Genomic DNA, 18,510 nt, shown 5'->3' with positions numbered 1-18,510 from the left:
TTCAGAAACAATTTTGAACTGTGTTGGAGTTGTGTGCGGACCTGGCACCTATTATCGTACCAAAATCCCCCAAAAGACAAAATCCGCAACTTTCAAACACCCCCATCGTCAATACTATGCTATATTCAACAAATAAAACTCCGAAGCAATAAAGCAGGTGAATCCAATATGAAAAGATCCGAATATAAAGAACAACAGCGCAAAAAAACGCCAACGAAGAAAATCAGCTTGAAGAAAAAGATCTTCCGTTTCGCAATCGCCGCTGTTCTGCTTGCGGTCCTTTGTGTGCTGCTCATGCTGAATGTTTTCATCACATTCAGCGATGTAAGTAAGCTCGAAGAACCCGCACCGAGATCGACGGTTATTTACGATCCGGATGGAGAAGTCATCCGTAAGGTTTCGAATTCGACTATTGAAGGTGTATTGATCGATCAGATTCCGAATGAGCTTGTCGAAGCCGTTATTGCCGTGGAAGATCAACGGTTCTACAAACATCACGGCATTAATTATTTTAGAATGGGGCGCGCCTTGCTCGAGAATGCGTTCAAAGGCAAAATCGTGTCAGGGGGCAGTACGATTACGCAGCAGCTTGCGAAAAATGTATTTTTGACGCAGGAGCGCACGTACTCGCGTAAATTCAAGGAACTGATCCTCGCAAAGAAGATTGAACGGGTGTATTCGAAAGAGGAGATCATGGAAAGTTACCTGAACCAAATTTATTTTGGCGACGGGGCGTGGGGTGTTCAGCGTGCAGCGCAGACCTATTTCGGGAAGGATGTCAGTGAGTTGACGTTGAACGAATCTGCGACAATCGCAGGGCTTATTAAAGCTCCTTCGTATTTAGCGCCAACGGAGAATATGGAAAAGTCGGTGAACCGACGGAATCTGGTGTTGTCATTGATGCTGCGTGAACAGTATATTAATCAGCAAGAATATGATGAAGCGATTGGACAGAAACTGGTACTTGGCGAATCGACAGTGCCGGATTATGAAGAGAAATATCCGTATTATATCGACCGTGTAGTGGATGAAGCGGTGAATATGTACGGTTTGACGAGAGATGAAGTGTTGTCCGGCGGGTTGCATATTACGACAGAAATCAATCCAGTGATCCAGAATGCGCTGGAAGAAGTGTATGCGGATGATAGATATTTTCCGAAGAGCACGCCAGATCAACTCTTACAGAGCGCTTCTGTTTTCCTGAACCCTAAAACAGGCGGGATCCTGGCGTTAGTCGGCGGAAGAGGGGAATATACGCAGAAACGCTTCAATAATGCGACTGACCTCATTCGGCAGCCCGGGTCTACGTTGAAGCCGATTGCCGTCTATACTCCGGCACTTGAGAAAGGATACCATATGTCGGATTTGCTTGTGGATGAACCGATCGATATGGATGGATACTCCCCGAAAAACTTTGATCAGCAATATAGAGGGGAAGTGACCATGTACGAGGCGCTCGCCCAGTCGTATAATATTCCTCCCGTCTGGCTGTTGGATCAGATTGGCATCAAAGAGGGCGTGAGTGCAACGAAACGGTTTGGAATTTCATTAGAAAAAAATGACCGTACGCTTGGATTGGCGCTTGGAGGACTGGATAAAGGAACCTCTCCCTTACGAATGGCTCAAGCGTATTCCGCTTTTGCGAATGATGGAGTGATGGAGGAAGCCCATGCGATTACAGAAATCAAAGATTCGGAAGGAAATGTGCTTGGAAAGTGGCAGGGAGAGTCTGTACACGTGACAGATGCGGAAGTTGCCCAGCAAATGACCTATATGCTGCAAGGAGCTGTAGCGGAAGGTACTGCGACAAAAGCACAAATTTCTGGTATGGAAGTGGCGGGGAAGACGGGCACCACACAGCTCCCGTTTGAAGGAGTGGACGGTTCAAAAGATCATTGGTTCGTTGGCTATACACCGGATATTGCTGGTGCGGTCTGGCTCGGCTATGATCAAACAGACACCGACCATTATTTAACAACTACCAGCAGCTTCACCGCACCGCCCATTTTCGCGCAAGTTGTTTCAAAATCAGCCAGCAAATTATCTGCAAAGAAATTTGATCTATCGTTAATTGATGAAGACATAAAAGAGCTGAAGAAGCAGAAGAAAAAGACAAAGGAAGAAAGAGAAAAGAAAGAGAAGAAAAAAGAGAAGGACAAGAAGAAAAAAGAGTTTTGGAAGAGTATCGAAAAGTGGGGACGGGACTGGTTTAAAGATAAAGAGAACTGAAATAAGGTGCCTGTGTGAGAAATAAACGTGAATGTGTAAACATTCATGAAAGTTTCACGCACAGGTATTTTCAACTATAAATTTATTTGCTTGTAATGTTGATAATTTAATCGATAACACTGATTGAAACTAAATTGTCATGGTTGTCTTTCGTAGACAATATCTTCTAGAATTATACAAGCTTCCTCGGCTTTGTCTTTTGCTGCGTTCCCCCATAGGAACTCCGCCCATAGTTTGTCAACTTTTCTAATTTCGGGATTTCGAAGATCAAAGAAACTAATTACCTTCGCTTCTTTGAGTAGTTCATTTTTAATACTATTAGGAATCTGACTGAAATCAGGAACGTATAAGTCTTTTATATTTAGTGCTTCTAATTTTCTTGCTCCTTCCTGGTCTTTTGCCATAGTTTCAAAGTGTAATTGAGCGAATATACTCGTTAACCATGACAGTAATAATAAGCTTTCACTTTTATTTAAGGTATTAACTGATATAACATTAGTTGAGCAATAAATTTCGTTACTCGCAATAAAAGCTTTAGCCGATCTTCTAATTGCTCTAGGGATTAAAATAGTATCCGGTTTAGATGAATATCTAATTTCTGATAATAATAGCTTGATTAAATCATCTTTACTTTTATTTGTTTTTTTCTGTTTTGTAACATATTCTTGAAAATCAATGTATTCATCCAATATTTGATTTAATAACATAGAGTCCCTAGTATTATCTAGAAAAGCTGTTGAAGGAGGGCATAAGAAATGTAAATCAGTATTGTTTGAATTAATTATAGGATGGTTAATATTAGTAATTCTTCTTAGAGCAGGACACATCCAACTAGCAGGTATTAAAGATTCCACTTTTCTCCAAAAATCGGCCTTCGAATTTATGAAAATTAAATCGGAAGCACCCTGATTTCCTACTCTACCTCTCTTTATATCATAATTTAAATTTGATAACCTCAAGCACATATTGCTTAAATTGTTATTTACCCAGTCATCTGCATTTTTTCTACTGGGTGTTAGGAAACTCCAGCCAGAAGGAATACTGGCTCTAAAATTGTTTGTATCAATTATACTAAGTTCAAGACCCATACCCATATCTATAGGTGTGTTCAAATTTGAATTACCCTTTACTTTTATTAAACTTTCTTTCAAAGTATTTAGATCTATTTGTTCTAATTTAATAACAGAATTCAAAACTTCTATAGTACTTACAGAACTACCTTTTTGACCAATAAATATTACAGTATCCTTTGTAACTTCTTTAAATATACCTTCTCTAGGATATTGAAAGATATGTTTTAATCCAAACTCAGTTATAAGAAACTCCCTAAATGCTACAGCCTCGGGTCCCTTTGAAGTGAGATATTGTTTAGGCATTATAGCAGAGACAACTGTTCCTGCTGATATTAGATTAATTACTAATTCTAAGAATGGAGCTTCAATACCTACCTGCCCTATACTAGTACTACTCTCTTTTCCATTAATATCCTTAATTTTTTCTGAGAACTTCTTTTTTCTCAAGGAGCTCATTACTCCTGATAAATATGGTGGATTTAAAACTACTATCTTGACATCCTTGAAATCATTTGGATTAAGTTCACAAATATCTTTAGAAGTTATTAGCGTGGCATTACTTGGACTGATTTCATGTGGAAATAAAAGCCCTAATCTAATTGATAACAGTTCAATAAAGAAAGGCTCAATGTCATTGGCCCAAAGTTGGCTAGGTCCTATATTTGGAAAGGCAGAACTTGTTGTTGCTAGCAAGTTTCCACTTCCAGCAGCAGGATCACAAATAGTTTCATTAGATTTTAGTTCTCTGTCTAAAATATGATGAGATAGTATCGAAAGAACCTTCCCTAACTCAATATCTGTTGGCACAATACCATCATGTTCTTTTCCTTTAATTGCAACTGAATGAATTAATTCAGCTAGCTCGTCTCCTGTAAGTGTTTTTTCCCCTAGACTATTTAACTCAGATAAAAAATTCACATCCCATAAATCTTTATCTGCTGAATTTGGAAAAGGGGATGAAAATAAATCTTTGAAGTCAATTTTTTTTCCTTCAGCCATTAATTTATCAGGCCTATTTTGAAAATATACGGCATCTTTAGACGAATTTTTTACATTTTGACCTTTTAGTGCACCTCTAATATACTCGTAGCCTGTTACCATTAAGGTTTGATGCCAACTATCTAAATTATTTTTTCTGGTATCCAACATTGAATATAATCTAGATGTGGAGAGTATGTACTTTCCGCTATCTTTAAATGCCATATTGATTACATCCATGAAGGATTTAACTAAATTATCATAAAAATTTTGAGGCATATCAGAAAAGTCACCTACTAATATAGGCCCTGGTTCTAACAACTGTTGTGAAACTATGGGTCTACTATCATCATGTTTAAAAATTTCAATGACTTCTAAATTTGTTAGACAATAATAAGGCTTTTCAGCACGAACGCTTGCTTCTGTTACATAAGATTGCGCCTGTTTTCTATATCGGGTACTGGTAAGAGAAGCTTTTGTTCTTTTAACTTCAATGAAAATCAAATACTTTTTAGTAACTTTATTTTGAATTACAAAATCTGCTTCCAAACTACCTATATACTCATGATGTTTTACTGTATAAGTAGAATCTAATTTCAATTGCAATAATGCATCATTTAAGGCCTTTTCACATAAAGGATGAAATACAGTTACTTCACTATCGGTATATACAGGTAAAACACTGCATGTTTTATTAACCAAGTCACCACTCCTAATTCAATTTATCTATATCTTATCATAAAGTTTAATCTTATTTCATTTATGTAAGTGAATTTTGAAACTTTTCAACTACAGAGAGAGGCTGTGATATAAGTAGAAAATCTATTGAAATTAACAAAAGGAGCAAAATTAAAACCACGTAAAACCAAGGTTTTTTAACTTGGTTTACGTGGTTTTCCATTTTATTGAGTTTTGTTCTAGCCTCTTTATAAATATTTCTTTACTTGATTTGCTAAAGCTTTTGCTAATAGTGGAGGTACTGCATTTCCAACTATAGTGTGCTTTCCGCGCTTAGTTGTAGAAACAATCTTATAATTATCAGGAAAACTCTGTAATCTCATTGCTTCTCTTATAGTAATTAAACGTTTTTCATTATAATGAATATTGCAACCCACATTAGGTCTATTAAAATGAGTATTAATAGTGTAAGAAGGTTTGTCAGGTCTTAATCTTCCATAACATGTAGTCCTACCACCTGTTTTTTTAAATGTTTGTATTCTTTTAGAAGGTACCCAATCAGGTATGTCCATGTAATTTCCACCTACTGGAACATTGTCTATAATAATTCTATCTAGCTCACTAATGTTTGGCATTGAATGGTCAGTAATAACATCATTGTTTGCTCTCATTAAAGTTTGATATTCAGTTAGAATTGACTCTTTCTCATATTCTCGTGTACTTAACTGATTAGGACTTGGAAGATCGGAGAGTGCATCTTCAACAGAAACCCACTTTTTTTTAAAGAAGTCACCTTCTTCTGAGTGCGTAGGTTCTGGAAAAACGAAGCTTTTATCACCCCTTAAACCTACTAAGATTACTCTTTTTCTACGTTGTGGAACACCATAGTCAGCTGCATTTATTACTTCCCAACTTACAGTATAACCTTCTTGTTTAAAAGCTTTTAGTAGATCATTTATTACTAATGTTCCATCTTTAGTTTTAGCAGATTTCAGGCCAAGGACATTTTCAAAAACAAAGCATTGTGGTTTTATATGGGATAATGCACTAAGGTAGCTCCACACTAAAGAACCCCTTTCATCTTCGACGTTCCTTTTTCCTACTAATGAAAATGATTGGCATGGTGGACCGCCTATTAAGACATCTGCCTTTGGAATCTCATTTAAATCAATTTCCGTTATATCGTTTAAATTAACATGTTCTCCAATGTTTTCAGCATAGCTTAATGCTGCATCTTTATCTATATCATTTGCCCAAACCACATCAAAACCTTCGGAAATAAAACCTAAATCTAACCCGCCGCCGCCTGAAAATAGGCTAACAGTTTTTATAACCATTTAAATCACGCCTTTTTCTTTATTCTTTTATTAACCTTATCCATTAATAGTAGTGATAATTTATCAATATTTAAATTACCTGAAACGTATGGCAAAATAATTTCATTAATTTCAGAAATAATTGATCTATCATCATTCTTAGTAAGTTCTTTACCAAGCCTTATTAATTTTATTTGATCTTTAGATGATATCTTACTGGGATTAACTATTAAGAGCTTATCGAGTTCATACTTTTGAATTTTTAATAAGCCCTTTCCATGTTCTCTTCCTATACTCTCAATAAAATAAGATGTAATATCACTATTCAAAATAGCAAGTATTAAGTGTTCATTATAATTTCCACTAATATTAAGTTTATAAAAATTATCACGAGCTATTTTTTTTTGTTCATTTAGTATGAAGTTTTTACGTTCTCTAATTATATAACTGAAAATAATATCTGCAGGTTTATCAAGATTTAAGTAATACCACTTTTTATTTTTTCTCGTTACCTTATCGTAAAGAGTTTTTGGTTTCTTTGTTTCCAATATTTCTTTGTTGACAGCAATTAAATACCGCTCTAATTCTTCAGGTAATTCATCTTCAGGTTCATTTACATCTAAAATGTACTGTTCAGTATCAATGTTTGATGTCGAATACCCTTTTATGTTTTTGGGAGTACAAATGATTTCTTTAAAGTATTTAGGGTATTTTACTGACATTTCATGCAGATTATCAATAAATAACTTATTCGCATTAGTTCCTATGCCACGGTTAATATTTACAATAGTATCCAAATCCACAAGATTTTCTTTTATCCATATTAATTCATCTTGGTCATTTAAATTCCATTGAGTTAATTCATCTAAGTAAATTTGTTCAAAACTTCTTACCTTAGAAATTTCAACAGTCTTTTCCTTTTTTATCTCTTTATTAGATTCGTTTAGCTCTAAAAACTTAACTATATTAGATGATATTTCTTCTTTAGATGACTTTTGTAAGTGAATTATACAGCTTTCAACAACTGCATCAGGGAATACATCATTTTCAAATGTTAAAATACTTTTGATTGAAAAGTTATTTAAAATGTACTTTTTGAAATTTCTACCGTACTGGGCTTTTATCCAAGTATCGGGCATAATTGCAATTATATTCCCTTCTTTAGATATTAAAGAGCAAGCTTTTAGAAAGAAATAAAGATATAAATTACTTCTTACAGAAAGATTCACTCCAATTTCTTTGACGGAATCTATAACATTATTTTTATTTAGGAAATCCGGCGAATTTTCATGCAAATTTTCATGGCGAATGTATGGAGGGTTCATTATGATACAATCTACTTCTGTATCAAAATTAAAGAAATTGTCATTTATCAAAACTACCTCGTTATTTTTTTTAAGCAATAATCTTCAAAAAGATAGGGATCTAATTCAATACCGGTTATTTGTTTATCTGGAAATTTATGTTCAATCAGAGAATCAATAAATATACCTCTTCCAAAACAAGGATCCAAAACTTTTTTAGGTTTTTCTTCTAAAGCCATATTAACCATAAAGTCAGCTACATGTTTTGGTGTGAAAACTTGACCTAATAACTCTTTTTTTGTATCTTTATTTTCTTTGAACCAATGATTTTTATTCATTTTGAATACTCCTATTATAAGAATTTTATAACCATGAGCACTAGAAAGGATGCATTATTTATATAGTTTAAATATAACACACATACGTTCTTACAGTGTAATAATATAATGAACAAACTTTGAATGTCTATTCCAAATCTCAATTTATTTCTATTAGGAATATCTTCGATGAGAAAATTCAATTATACTATTATTTGAGTATCTGTTTTTTTCTAATTCAAGAAATATGTATTCAAATTTAAAATCGATTACCAAATTAATTTAACTGATCATTTTTTCTATTACAGTAATTTTTCAAGCTGTTACTCAGATTTGAATAATCTATCTGAAGCACAACTAAGGATAGATTTAGCTTTAAATTGTAACGCTAATTACCACAAGACTTTGTAAGGACGAACAAGTCCATTTATTTTGTTTTATCGCATATATTGTTATATAGGATGCTCAAGATATTTTGATTTATGAAATTTCATATAGAATAATGTAAAGAGATATATTTTTATGGAGGGAAATCATATGAGTGAATATGATGAATATCAAGAAGAAAGTTTTAAATTGATCGGCAAGGAATTTGTGACCACTATTTTCGATCCATTAGGCGGTGATGATATGATTCTAATTCTGGGTGACAACTTAGATGGACAAATGGCTGGTCCAACGTTTCTATATCTTTACTTATCAAGAGATGGGGAAGTAAAATTTGGAGTTGAAACATTCGTTTTCTTTAGTCCTGAAAAGGCAAAGACGTTTGTTGAACATTTGCCTTCAATGTCTGCGCTTGAATTCATATTTAAGACAATTGGCATTAGACCTGGATACTATGAAAATTAAATTATGTTTGAAATAAGGTGGGGACAAACGTGAATGTTAAACAATCATGAAAGCTTCGCGCACAGGTGCTATTCACTATTAGAATTGTTTCAGTACCAGACATTTGATTTGGGTACCTTTTAAACGTTAAACCTCTATCCCTGCAATTCCAAATCCTCCAGGGCCAGAATGTGTCGAGATCATAGCGCCAGCTTCAATCCAAAGACAATTTTCAAATCCATTTTCCAATGCAATTTCATTGATCCGTTCTTTGATAGTTTCACTAAGTCCGATGGAGTATATAAAATAAATTTGTTGTCGATCCACATCATATTGCTGTAAGTAGTCTAGCAGTAAATTTTCAGCAACTTTACTCATTTTCCCACGGTATTTTTTAGTCGAAACAAGCTTTCCTTCTACTAATTCAATACACGGTTTGATTTTTAACAATGCGCCGCCAAGATACGCCATATTGCTGACTCGTCCGCCAGCCCGTAAAAAATCTAAGCTGCCAGGAACGAAGGCAAGTTTCGTTTTGGGAACTATTGATTCGATTTTCTCCAGCAAACGGATGGGATCCATTTCAGGTTCTTCCTCCAGCAGCGCTACCGCATACATAATAACCGCAGTTAATCCGCCTGTAACGTTTAATGCATCAATTAAATAAATATCCTCTGCGTCTTTTACGGCTGTTAATGCATTTTGAAACGAAACAGACGCCTTTGATGTATAGCCAATATGAACGATTGGATGATTAGGAAATTCGGTTCTAATCTTTTTGAAAAACTCCTGATATTCATGGGTATTTGTAGCGGCAGTGGAAGGGATCTTCTTTGTGCGATCATAAAAATCAAATATTTCTGTTACGGGCAGATGACCATCTAAATAATCCTGACCATCCATGATTACATGCATAGGTACTACATGTATATTATGTCTTTTCGCTAAAAACTCCGGCAAATCGGCACCGCTCTCAGTCGTTAATATGATGTTTCTCACTGTATGTCGCCTCCAGTTCATATTGTATTAGGTATGCAGATAATTGAATTCATTTAAACTATACATGATAGACAGGCGATGTATGTTGAAATTTATAAAATATGTAGAAGAGTAGATTTACTTATTTTAATGGACTGATTACACGTGGTGTGTGGAAGCAAAGGTGGATGTTTATTACAAAGGGCATTTTTCATTGATTTTCAAACCTAGTTTGTAACCTTTCCAATAATTCTCAGTCAACTACCATAGACAGGAGGCGTAAAAATGAAAAAGACAATCTGGCTATTCGTACTGGGTGCTGCTTTATTGGCCGGTGGTTGCGGAACGGGCACTAAGGAACCTAGTGTTTCCAGTCAACAGGGTGGCTGGCAAACGATAAAAACGGTAGACGGCCGTGTAATTATTGCGGAACTGAAACAGACTGCGGAAGAATCGCTGGCGCGTGATCGTATCGCCCGCGAGCAGATAGAGAGTCCGGATTATACGGGAGGATTCTTCGGTGAGCCATCTAAAGAGCTGGAAGAAGATGTCGCCATGCAAGCGATTGAAGGACCGATTGCCATTGAAGTGGTGGAAGAAGTGTACGGAAGTAATGGTGCGTTTGAAAAAGTAGGAGTTTTTTTCTTGGAAAACCAGACGTACGGAGACGCGCAGTCAGGTGTCTGGATTGGCGTGAAGAAACCTGACGAGCGATTGCAGAAAGTCGTTGATTTATTGCAGAAGAAAGTGGATGCTGGTGAAATTTTGGCTGCGCCGATTTATATCTTCCGCAGTGTATATACACGGGAAGATCTCCATGCAGTTCAGGATGAAGTGGCGGCAGTGCTTCAGGACCTGAAGCAAAAGCGAGGTACATTTTCTTTATCGGTCAGTACGGTGACAGGTGATGTAGAAGTCGGACATGATTTCCTGACGGCAGCGCAGCAAAAAGAACTGGAGCAGCAGTTTCCTGACTATACGTTCCACTTCGAGCAGCTAGGCAGCGCCGTTGAAGAAGCAGGCTTGTCCGCTATCATCCGCCCCCAAAAAGATACAACCGATACACCGGCAGAAGATGGCGGGTACATCATGGCAGTGTCGGACGGTGTTATTTTCGTTTCTGGAGGAACAGAAGGGGCCACTTATTATTCATTTGCTGAAGCGAATGACCTGACAGTAGGACAGCGAGTGAAAGTAGAAGTTTCAGGCGAAATGAAAGAATCATATCCTGCACAGGGTTCAGCGAAATTCGTGGAAGTCCTTCCTGATTATAAACCGGCAGACGCAGTGCTTTCTGAATCGCAGGCCGTGGCATTGGCGATCAAGCAGAAGAAACAGGAATACTTTTCCTTTAACGTGATTAATGAAGTGCGCTATGATAAAGCCCAAAAAGTTTGGATCGTAAAAGTGAGCGACGGGAGTGAAGTGTTGGTGGAGGATAACTAGGATGCCTAGTCCTCACACAACGCAAGAGGAATCAAGTGCATAAATTTAATAGAGCTAGAACCGGTCATGACTGAAGAAGACACGGAACTCTCAGGAGTTTCGTGTCTTGTTTTATGTAGACGGGATTGGAAATCGGTACCTTTGTGAAAAACAAACGTGAATGTGTAAACAATCATGAAAGTTTTAAGCACACCTTTATTATTAAAAAATATCATTGGAACATATAGTTTTTAGTTTCAAACTCTTGTGCACTTCTCTTAATTTTATTTAAAAACGATTGAAACTATTTCGGGAATCCTCCGTCTATACGCTGATTAAAAGTTTAGATGTTTAGAGAGGATGAAAGAAATGAAGAAGTTATTTGCAGCAGTTGGTGTATTCTTACTGGCATTCAGTTTGCCGTTATCAGGATCAGCAGCCGGTAAGCAAGTGTTTTCTGATGTGCCGCCGTCAAAGCATTTTGCGAATGCGGTGAATGAGCTAGCCGCACGTGACATTATAGGAGGTTATCCGGACGGCACGTTTAAGCCGGGGAACTCGATTACGCGCGGACAAGCTGCGGCGATTATTGCGAAGATGATTGGTCTGGATACATCCTATCGGATAGAACAGAAATTCACAGATGTACCCGAATCATATGGTTTTAATAGGGCGATTGCGAGAATGGCGGAAGAAGGAATTATCGGCGGGTATCCAGATGGTAGTTTTAAACCGGATGAGCCGATTAAGCGTAAAAATATGGCGGCGATTCTTGTGAAAGCATTCAAATTACCTCGTGATGTAGAGCTGAAAAATCCGTTCAAAGGAGAAGTTGGCATTACAAAAGACGTCCTTGTTATTTACAAGCTTGGCATTACTTCGGGTACCTCTCCTACAACATTCAGCCCGAACGCATCGATAACAAGAGGGCAAGCCTCAAAAATGCTTGTGGCAGCGGAGCAGGCAGTAATGAAGAATGCCGTGACGGTGAAAGCAGGCGATTTAGAATGGGATACCATCGAATCGTTTGTCGCTGATCAAGTAAATTCTGGCGCATTTCGAGCGGTAAAAGTGAAAGGGAAAAATGGCATACAAGATCAAGTTCAACTATTTCCGATCAAAGAAGGAACAGGTGGAATTGTACTTGGAGGAAGAACAGCCAAAGGTGAATGGAAGAATCAGAAATATTATGTTCATGTGAAAAAAGAGGCCGGCGTACTGCGTATGACGTTAGAAAAAACGGATGATTCCCTGCCGAACGAGGTAGCGCTCAATACGAAATATAAACCCGTGAAAAATATAGCCCTCGCCAAGAAAGACGGAGAGAAAATCTCTGATGATGTAATGATTGTAAGAAATGAATACAATTTCACCTATATTATGATGGAACAGCCGGGAGAGTATATTGCAACGGTCCTTTTTGAAAATGGAGAAGAAGTGCGATACAGTGTGACAGCCCATGAAAGTGAAGACAGCTTTTTATATGATGCATACGCCATGGAAATAGGGCCAGCTGAAAATTTTAAGTAAATGTATGAAGTGCCAAGTCTGCAGAAAATCTTTATTTATGTAGAGATACTGTCTGGCGGCACGTTTTGAAAAATGGTGCTTGCCTGAGGAACCAACATGAATGTTTCCCGCACAGGTCCTTTTTTGAAGTGTTGGTGGAGGATAACTAGGAGGCCTAGTCCTCACACAACGCAAGAGGAATCAAGTGCATAAAATAACAGGGCTAGAACCAATCCAGACTGAAGAAGACACGGAACTCACAGGAGTTTCGTGTCTTGTTTGACACAGGCGGGATAAAGGGTATGGATCATATAAGAGAATCCATAAATGGAAGATAGCAATCAACTGAATGGTAATTTGTGATATGTGACTAATGAGGAACATATAAATATAGAGTGAGCAAAAATATGAATACATAAAGGGGGCGAATAGATTGTTGAAAAAGTGGATGGCGGCATGTGCGGTTTTTCTGCTGGCGGTTACCGGAACGGTGCAGTATGCAGAAGCTGCAAGTTTTAAAGATATGAAAAAGAACAGTTCTTCGCTGTACGTAGAAGTGAATTACCTGGCGGATCTCGGCATCATCAGCGGGTATCCGGACGGCAAGTTCAAGCCGAATGAGCCGATTGCAAAGAAGCATATCGCGGCAATGCTCGTCAAAGCGCTCGAGTTGCCGATGACGGATCTAGCGGACCCCGGATACAAGGACGTACCGAAAACCCATCCTTATTACAAGGAAATCGCTGCAGCGTACAAGGCAGGATTGTTTTCCAAGGCTGCTAATTTCAAACCGGAATCCAGCATCTCCCGTGCATTCATGGCACGGCTGATGAGCAAGGCATTTCATTTGAAGGTGCAGAATAAAGCGGATAATGTGCCATCGTACAGTGACGTAGGAAGAAATTCGGACTTTCAGACAGATATTATGAGGGTATCGACCAATAATGTCGCCACCGGCTATCCGGACGGGACATTCAAACCGAATCGGCTGATTACCCGTGCGCATTTCGCCGCATTTCTGACCCGCGCAATGACAGCAAGGATGATGAATATTATGCCGGATGCCGGTTATACGTACTATTACACGGATGGCTCCAGCACATACCGCCACGATCACGAGGGCAAAGAAGAGAACGGCCTGGACTACTGGCGCATTACCAATGAGACGGAATATGAAGACATTCCCCGACTGGGTTTTGTGCAGAATTCCTCGTACTACGGGGAAGGATACGATGACTGGGCCCATTACGATCAATATATCCCGCATCCTTTTGTGGTGACACAGATTCATGGTCAGGATGATGTGGGGCCGGTCAGTTACGGTAACGGGTGGATTACCTCTACGAACGGAAAGAAAACAGTTCGCGGTACAGAGTATCGTGATGTGCTGGTCGTTGAAAGTTATCTCCCGTGGAGTAACGAATACGTGATCGAATACTATGCAAAAGATATTGGCTTGATCCAGCGAGTGGACAGTTCAGGGAATGAGCTGTATGGACTGGTGAAGCGTGTGAAAAAATAAATGCAGAAACAGGGTCCCCAAACAGCTTCGGGAATATTCCGAATTGTTTGGGGACCTGGTCCGTTATTTCCACTCCGTTCCGTTCACACGTTTTTCACTCATCAGTTCACTGACGGTCCCCAGACGAAAACCTTTCTCTGTGATTTGTGTGATCATAGCATCCATTCCTTCAGCTGCAGGTTTAGTCGGATGCATTAAAATCATCGAGCCGTTCTCCACTTGCGATACGACCCTATTCACCATTTCATCAGTCGCCGGCTTTTTCCAGTCGACTGTATCCACCGTCCATAAAACGGTATGCATTCCTAGCTGGCTTGCCGTTTCAACTGTTTGCTGATTAAAGCTGCCGCTTGGCGGACCGAACCACTTCGGCGATGTAATCCCGAGTGTTTTTATGATGACCTCATTTGTCTTCTTTAACTCTTCCATTGTTTCAGCTTCTGATTTCTGCTGTAAATCGGGATGGCTGTATGCATGATTTCCAATTTCGTGCCCCTCTTGATAAATTAATGTAGCCAGATCGGGATTTTTACTTACCCAGCTGCCGTCGAAGAAGAACGAGGCTTTCGTTTTATGCTTCTTCAGTACATCCAAAATTACAGGAATATATTCATTACCCCAGGCAACATTAATTAAAAAAGACACCATCGGTTTCTCTGGATTACCTCTGAAAATGGGGTGGGGGCCCAGATCTTTCAAATGTACAGCGGGGGGAGATTCTTTGTAAACGACTTTTGATTCTTCCAATTTGCCAGTCGCTTTCATTTTTCTGTAACTGGCTTCCAGATCCACTTCTAATCCGTTATAGCCGGGGATGGCTTTCCAGACTCTGTCGACTTTTGCATCAACCGCGGGGATCTGATGCGCTTTACTGAATGATTCTAATTCTGTCGTCAGTTTGTCTTTGCCAGTTGCAGATGCGGATGCTGTGCTTGCTGCATTCGTTTCTGGATCCCAATGATTGATGAACAAAACCAGGTAAAGTATTCCTATACAGGCGATGAAAGAAATAAGCCAGATCCGTTTCAGTTTATATCGCTCCTCTCTAGTCAGTAGTGTTTCCTGCACTTGAATAAGTATGCTTAGATATGAGCTCCCCGCACAAAACAGCCATTGTTCTCCTGTAAATTTTCCAGCGCATACTTCCGCTGTAAATTGCGATACTACGTTTATTATCAGTTATTTCACATGTGGGAGGCGAAGTGTATGGGAAAAGAATTTGGTCAGAGCTGGAAAAAGCAACATCCGGGTACGTTCTTTGGCAATTCAGTAGAGAAAGCAGATCGTGCAGTGAAACAAGCGATGTCTCATCCGGAGGAAATGGCCATCGAGCATGCATTTAATGCAATCGAGCGTGCCGAGAACGCGTTTGTGAATGCAAAGCAATACAACGAAGAATTAGATACGATTGAGCAAGATAAGGGACACTTGGATGTGATCAAGCAGCAATTGAATGAAGCCCGAATGAAGAATGGCGAGTAAAATTGGATACGGTACCAGGTCCCGACACAATTTGGAAACTATTCTGAATTGAACTGAAGTTGTGTGTGTACCTGGCACCAAAAAAAACAGCGCATCCTCATCTGCATAAGAGGATGCGCTGTTTCCATTCACTTTTCTTCAATGAACCCGTGATCCACCAAGAATTCCTTGGCGACTAGTTCGACCATGATGCCGTCATTATCGACTTTTCCGTTCATGATTTGCATCGTTTTTTCATCGATTTTACCTTCTAGAAGACCGAGTATTTCTTCGAGTTCCGGGTATTCTTCAAGCGTTTCATCCCGTACTAACGGCAGTGCATGGTAGGGAGGGAAGTACGATTTATCATCTTCTAACACACGCAGATTCGCAATCGCCAGCTGTCCATCTGTCGTGTAGGAGTTGATGACATTTACTTCGTTTGCACCAATCGCACGATACATCATGCCGTGATCCATTCCTTTGACATCTTTAAACTCGATGTCATATTCCTTCTCGAAACCAGGTAACCCATCTGGCCGGTCAATAAACTCGAACACGGCGCCTAATGTAAAGTCTTTGGAAACTTTCGCAAAATCACTAAATGTCACAAGACCCAGCTCTTCAGCTTTCTCCTCATCAAGTGCCAGTGTATACGTATTATTGAATCCGAACGTACCGAGTGCGGTGATATGGTCATCCGCGACAAGTCGTTTGGTCGCAGCTAATGTCTCTTCGGCCGTTCCAGGCTCTTCCTGGTAATACGTCACCACGATGGTTCCTGTATAGTCGGGGATGACATCAATATGGCCATTGGTCATAGCGTTCCAGACGACAGACGAGCCGCCAAGGTTTTCTTTGTAAATAATATCTACACCTAACCGATCCTCAATTAATTGTCCCATGATATTAGACAAAATAATACTTTCCGTATTATTTCGGGAACCGAGTCTAAGTGAATCTTTTTCATTGAAAATACAGCCTGAAAGCATGCTGGCAAGTAAGATAGTGACGAGCAATAGTATACGTTTATTTTTCAGCATCATTTCAATCCTTCCGGCGTGGTCCAGCGTTCGACTGCGCTAAAGAACGTTTCTAGGGCAATCGCAAGAATCGCAGCTGGAATTGCACCAAGTAATATCAATCCGTCTATTCCACGTGTAATTCCAAGGAAAATGAAGTCACCGAGTCCGCCAGCTCCGATGAATGCCGCCAGTGTCGCATTACCCACGTTAATAACCGCAGCTGTTCGAATTCCGGCCATAATAACAGGAATTGCAAGAGGCAATTCTACTTTAAACAAAATTTGCATGTTTGTCATACCCATACCTCTCGCAGCCTCGATTGTGGCAGGGTCAACGTCTTTAATCCCTGTATAGGTATTTCGCATAATTGGCAATAACGAGTAAAGAAATAACGCAGCAATTGCTGTTTTTACGCCGATTCCGAAAATTGGAATCATAAAACCAAGCACAGCTAAACTAGGGATCGTTTGCATAATGCCTGCCGCACCAAGAACTCCGGTTTTAAGTCTAGGTACGCGTGTAATGAGAATTCCGAGCGTTACCGCAATGAGCACTGCGAGGATCATCGAGAAGAAGACGAGTTGAATATGGATAGATGTCGCTTGGAGAACTTCCGGCCATCGTAATTTTGTTTGTTCTACGAGTTGTTGCCATATATTTAAATTATTCATGGAGATCAGCCCCCTTATCTGTCCATTGACTAGACATCGCAGAAAGTAAGGAGCCGCGGTTGACAAGTCCTGTCAGTATATGATGTTCATCGACAATGGGGATCATGCCAAACGGTGAAGTGTCCATCATGATAATGGCATCTTTCGCTGTCGCTGTATGCACTAAGAAAGGTACAGCTGGCTTCATCACTTCATCAATGGTTTTGATGCCCTCTAAATTTTTGATTAAATCGTAAGCAGAAACAATGCCAAGCAGCTTTCTTTGATCGTCTACGACGAGAAGATCCGTAATTTTTCGTTGACGTATAAGCGAAAGGGCTCGTTCTGGAGAAGTGGCAGGACGGGTGGTGACTACTTTCTCTGCCATTATTTCAGTAACAGGCATAAGTTCAGGGTTTTGGATAATTCGATGCTTACCCATAAACTCTTCTACAAAGCCATGAGCGGGTTCATGCAGCAGTTTCTCTGGAGTGTCTAACTGAAGTAAATTGCCGTCTTTCATAATAGCAATACGGTCGCCCATCTTTAAAGCTTCGTCCATGTCGTGTGTAACAAAGACAATGGTCTTCTTTAACTTTTTGTGCAGCTTAATTAATTCTTCTTGCAATTGCTCACGTGTAATTGGGTCAAGCGCACTGAAAGGTTCATCCATTAAAATAACTTCTGGATTCGCTGCAAGCGCTCTCGCAATTCCGACACGTTGTTGCTGTCCGCCTGATAATTCTTTCGGATAACGTGCAGCATAAATTTCGGGATCCAGTCCGACTAATTCAAGCAGTTCCCGTACACGTGTTTTAATTTCTTTTTCATCCCAATTTTTAAGCTGGGGTACAATGGAAATATTTTTTTCGATCGTATAATGAGGGAAAAGCCCGATTTGCTGAATGACATAACCGATATTTCTGCGGAGATCAGCGGCGTTGTAAGATTTGATATCTTTGCCGTTGATAGAAATTTTTCCACTTGTGTGTGGAATAATCCGGTTAATCATTTTCATGGTTGTAGACTTGCCTGAACCACTAGGTCCTATCAGAACAAGCAATTCACCTTCAGCAATCTCGAAGTTGACAGATTTCACAGCTTGAAATCCGCCATCGTACACTTTTGATACATTTTCAAACTTCAGCATAAGTACCTCCCTCTATAAATGTTGATGTATCAACGGTTCAACCCGTTGTAAGGGTGTCAAAAAA

15 protein-coding genes are annotated in these 18,510 nt (G+C 39.2%); 6 read left to right on the top strand and 9 right to left on the bottom strand.

Annotation, left to right across the window (positions count from 1 at the left end; translation table 11 throughout):
* Window positions 1-168: 168 nt before the first annotated feature.
* A complete protein-coding gene (locus SporoP33_RS04210) occupies window positions 169-2,229 on the top strand; it encodes a transglycosylase domain-containing protein (protein WP_081242576.1) in 2,061 nt (686 codons plus the stop codon).
* A gap of 137 nt (window positions 2,230-2,366) precedes the next feature.
* Here the strand turns inward: SporoP33_RS04210 and SporoP33_RS04205 are convergent, their stop codons facing one another.
* The 4 genes from SporoP33_RS04205 to SporoP33_RS16415 form a co-directional block, all read right to left on the bottom strand.
* On the bottom strand, window positions 2,367-4,982 hold the full coding sequence (locus SporoP33_RS04205; RefSeq protein ID WP_081242575.1) for a BpuSI family type II restriction endonuclease: 2,616 nt from the start codon (window positions 4,980-4,982) through the stop codon (window positions 2,367-2,369).
* Between the two features lie 224 nt (window positions 4,983-5,206).
* Complete coding sequence (locus SporoP33_RS04200) at window positions 5,207-6,295, bottom strand: DNA cytosine methyltransferase (protein ID WP_081242574.1); 1,089 nt, start codon at window positions 6,293-6,295, stop codon at window positions 5,207-5,209.
* Between the two features lie 5 nt (window positions 6,296-6,300).
* Window positions 6,301-7,650, bottom strand: coding sequence for an Eco57I restriction-modification methylase domain-containing protein (locus SporoP33_RS04195; protein ID WP_081242573.1), 1,350 nt, complete (start codon window positions 7,648-7,650; stop codon window positions 6,301-6,303).
* A gap of 2 nt (window positions 7,651-7,652) precedes the next feature.
* Window positions 7,653-7,916 (bottom strand): N-6 DNA methylase, encoded by a 264-nt coding sequence (locus SporoP33_RS16415; RefSeq protein WP_081242572.1) that lies wholly within the window; start codon window positions 7,914-7,916, stop codon window positions 7,653-7,655.
* A 516-nt stretch (window positions 7,917-8,432) separates the two neighbouring features.
* Between SporoP33_RS16415 and SporoP33_RS04185 the strand changes: the two genes are divergently transcribed.
* Window positions 8,433-8,747 carry a hypothetical protein gene (locus tag SporoP33_RS04185; RefSeq protein ID WP_081242571.1) on the top strand — a complete coding sequence of 105 codons (315 nt, stop codon included), beginning with the start codon at window positions 8,433-8,435 and terminating at the stop codon, window positions 8,745-8,747.
* Between the two features lie 126 nt (window positions 8,748-8,873).
* Here SporoP33_RS04185 and SporoP33_RS04180 read toward each other — a convergent pair whose 3' ends face one another.
* Window positions 8,874-9,725, bottom strand: a complete 852-nt coding sequence (locus tag SporoP33_RS04180) for a DegV family protein (RefSeq protein WP_081242570.1) — start codon at window positions 9,723-9,725, stop codon at window positions 8,874-8,876.
* Window positions 9,726-9,989: 264 nt separating this feature from the next.
* Between SporoP33_RS04180 and SporoP33_RS04175 the strand changes: the two genes are divergently transcribed.
* From SporoP33_RS04175 to SporoP33_RS04165, 3 genes are all read left to right on the top strand, one after another.
* The gene (locus SporoP33_RS04175) at window positions 9,990-11,150 is read left to right on the top strand and encodes a DUF3221 domain-containing protein (RefSeq protein WP_081242569.1); all 1,161 of its coding nucleotides are present in this window, start codon (window positions 9,990-9,992) and stop codon (window positions 11,148-11,150) included.
* Window positions 11,151-11,498: 348 nt separating this feature from the next.
* Window positions 11,499-12,659 carry an S-layer homology domain-containing protein gene (locus tag SporoP33_RS04170; RefSeq protein WP_196796849.1) on the top strand — a complete coding sequence of 387 codons (1,161 nt, stop codon included), beginning with the start codon at window positions 11,499-11,501 and terminating at the stop codon, window positions 12,657-12,659.
* A gap of 412 nt (window positions 12,660-13,071) precedes the next feature.
* Entirely contained in the window at window positions 13,072-14,160 is a 1,089-nt protein-coding gene (locus SporoP33_RS04165; protein ID WP_081242567.1) for an S-layer homology domain-containing protein, read from the top strand.
* Window positions 14,161-14,223: 63 nt separating this feature from the next.
* On the opposite strand, the gene SporoP33_RS04160 is transcribed toward SporoP33_RS04165, so the two are convergent.
* Window positions 14,224-15,228: a polysaccharide deacetylase family protein gene (locus SporoP33_RS04160; protein WP_231293299.1), complete on the bottom strand. Its 1,005-nt coding sequence runs from the start codon at window positions 15,226-15,228 to the stop codon at window positions 14,224-14,226.
* Window positions 15,229-15,366: 138 nt separating this feature from the next.
* Between SporoP33_RS04160 and SporoP33_RS04155 the strand changes: the two genes are divergently transcribed.
* The gene (locus SporoP33_RS04155) at window positions 15,367-15,642 is read left to right on the top strand and encodes a DUF2564 family protein (protein ID WP_081242566.1); all 276 of its coding nucleotides are present in this window, start codon (window positions 15,367-15,369) and stop codon (window positions 15,640-15,642) included.
* Window positions 15,643-15,770: 128 nt separating this feature from the next.
* On the opposite strand, the gene SporoP33_RS04150 is transcribed toward SporoP33_RS04155, so the two are convergent.
* From SporoP33_RS04150 to SporoP33_RS04140, 3 genes are read right to left on the bottom strand one after another with little or no spacing between them, the layout of a single operon-like run.
* On the bottom strand, window positions 15,771-16,667 hold the full coding sequence (locus SporoP33_RS04150; protein ID WP_231293298.1) for a glycine betaine ABC transporter substrate-binding protein: 897 nt from the start codon (window positions 16,665-16,667) through the stop codon (window positions 15,771-15,773).
* Complete coding sequence (locus tag SporoP33_RS04145) at window positions 16,664-17,317, bottom strand: ABC transporter permease (protein WP_081242565.1); 654 nt, start codon at window positions 17,315-17,317, stop codon at window positions 16,664-16,666. The genes SporoP33_RS04150 and SporoP33_RS04145 overlap by 4 nt, the downstream gene beginning before the upstream one ends.
* On the bottom strand, window positions 17,310-18,446 hold the full coding sequence (locus tag SporoP33_RS04140; RefSeq protein WP_081242564.1) for a betaine/proline/choline family ABC transporter ATP-binding protein: 1,137 nt from the start codon (window positions 18,444-18,446) through the stop codon (window positions 17,310-17,312). The genes SporoP33_RS04145 and SporoP33_RS04140 overlap by 8 nt, the downstream gene beginning before the upstream one ends.
* Window positions 18,447-18,510: the final 64 nt, after the last annotated feature.

Origin of the sequence: Sporosarcina sp. P33 (assembly GCF_002077155.1) — a bacterium.
In the GTDB taxonomy this organism is placed as follows: Bacteria; Bacillota; Bacilli; order Bacillales_A; family Planococcaceae; genus Sporosarcina.
This window is presented reverse-complemented; position numbering and strand designations above follow the sequence as displayed.

Bases quoted from the DNA above. Each gene is read 5' to 3' on its own strand.
- SporoP33_RS04145 (WP_081242565.1), bottom strand. From the start codon at position 17,317: ATGAATAATTTAAATATATGGCAACAACTCGTAGAACAAACAAAATTA.
- SporoP33_RS04200 (WP_081242574.1), bottom strand. From the start codon at position 6,295: ATGGTTATAAAAACTGTTAGCCTATTTTCAGGCGGCGGCGGGTTAGAT.
- SporoP33_RS04185 (WP_081242571.1), top strand. From the start codon at position 8,433: ATGAGTGAATATGATGAATATCAAGAAGAAAGTTTTAAATTGATCGGC.
- SporoP33_RS04210 (WP_081242576.1), top strand. From the start codon at position 169: ATGAAAAGATCCGAATATAAAGAACAACAGCGCAAAAAAACGCCAACG.
- SporoP33_RS04140 (WP_081242564.1), bottom strand. From the start codon at position 18,446: ATGCTGAAGTTTGAAAATGTATCAAAAGTGTACGATGGCGGATTTCAA.
- SporoP33_RS16415 (WP_081242572.1), bottom strand. From the start codon at position 7,916: ATGAATAAAAATCATTGGTTCAAAGAAAATAAAGATACAAAAAAAGAG.
- SporoP33_RS04150 (WP_231293298.1), bottom strand. From the start codon at position 16,667: ATGATGCTGAAAAATAAACGTATACTATTGCTCGTCACTATCTTACTT.
- SporoP33_RS04170 (WP_196796849.1), top strand. From the start codon at position 11,499: ATGAAGAAGTTATTTGCAGCAGTTGGTGTATTCTTACTGGCATTCAGT.
- SporoP33_RS04175 (WP_081242569.1), top strand. From the start codon at position 9,990: ATGAAAAAGACAATCTGGCTATTCGTACTGGGTGCTGCTTTATTGGCC.
- SporoP33_RS04155 (WP_081242566.1), top strand. From the start codon at position 15,367: ATGGGAAAAGAATTTGGTCAGAGCTGGAAAAAGCAACATCCGGGTACG.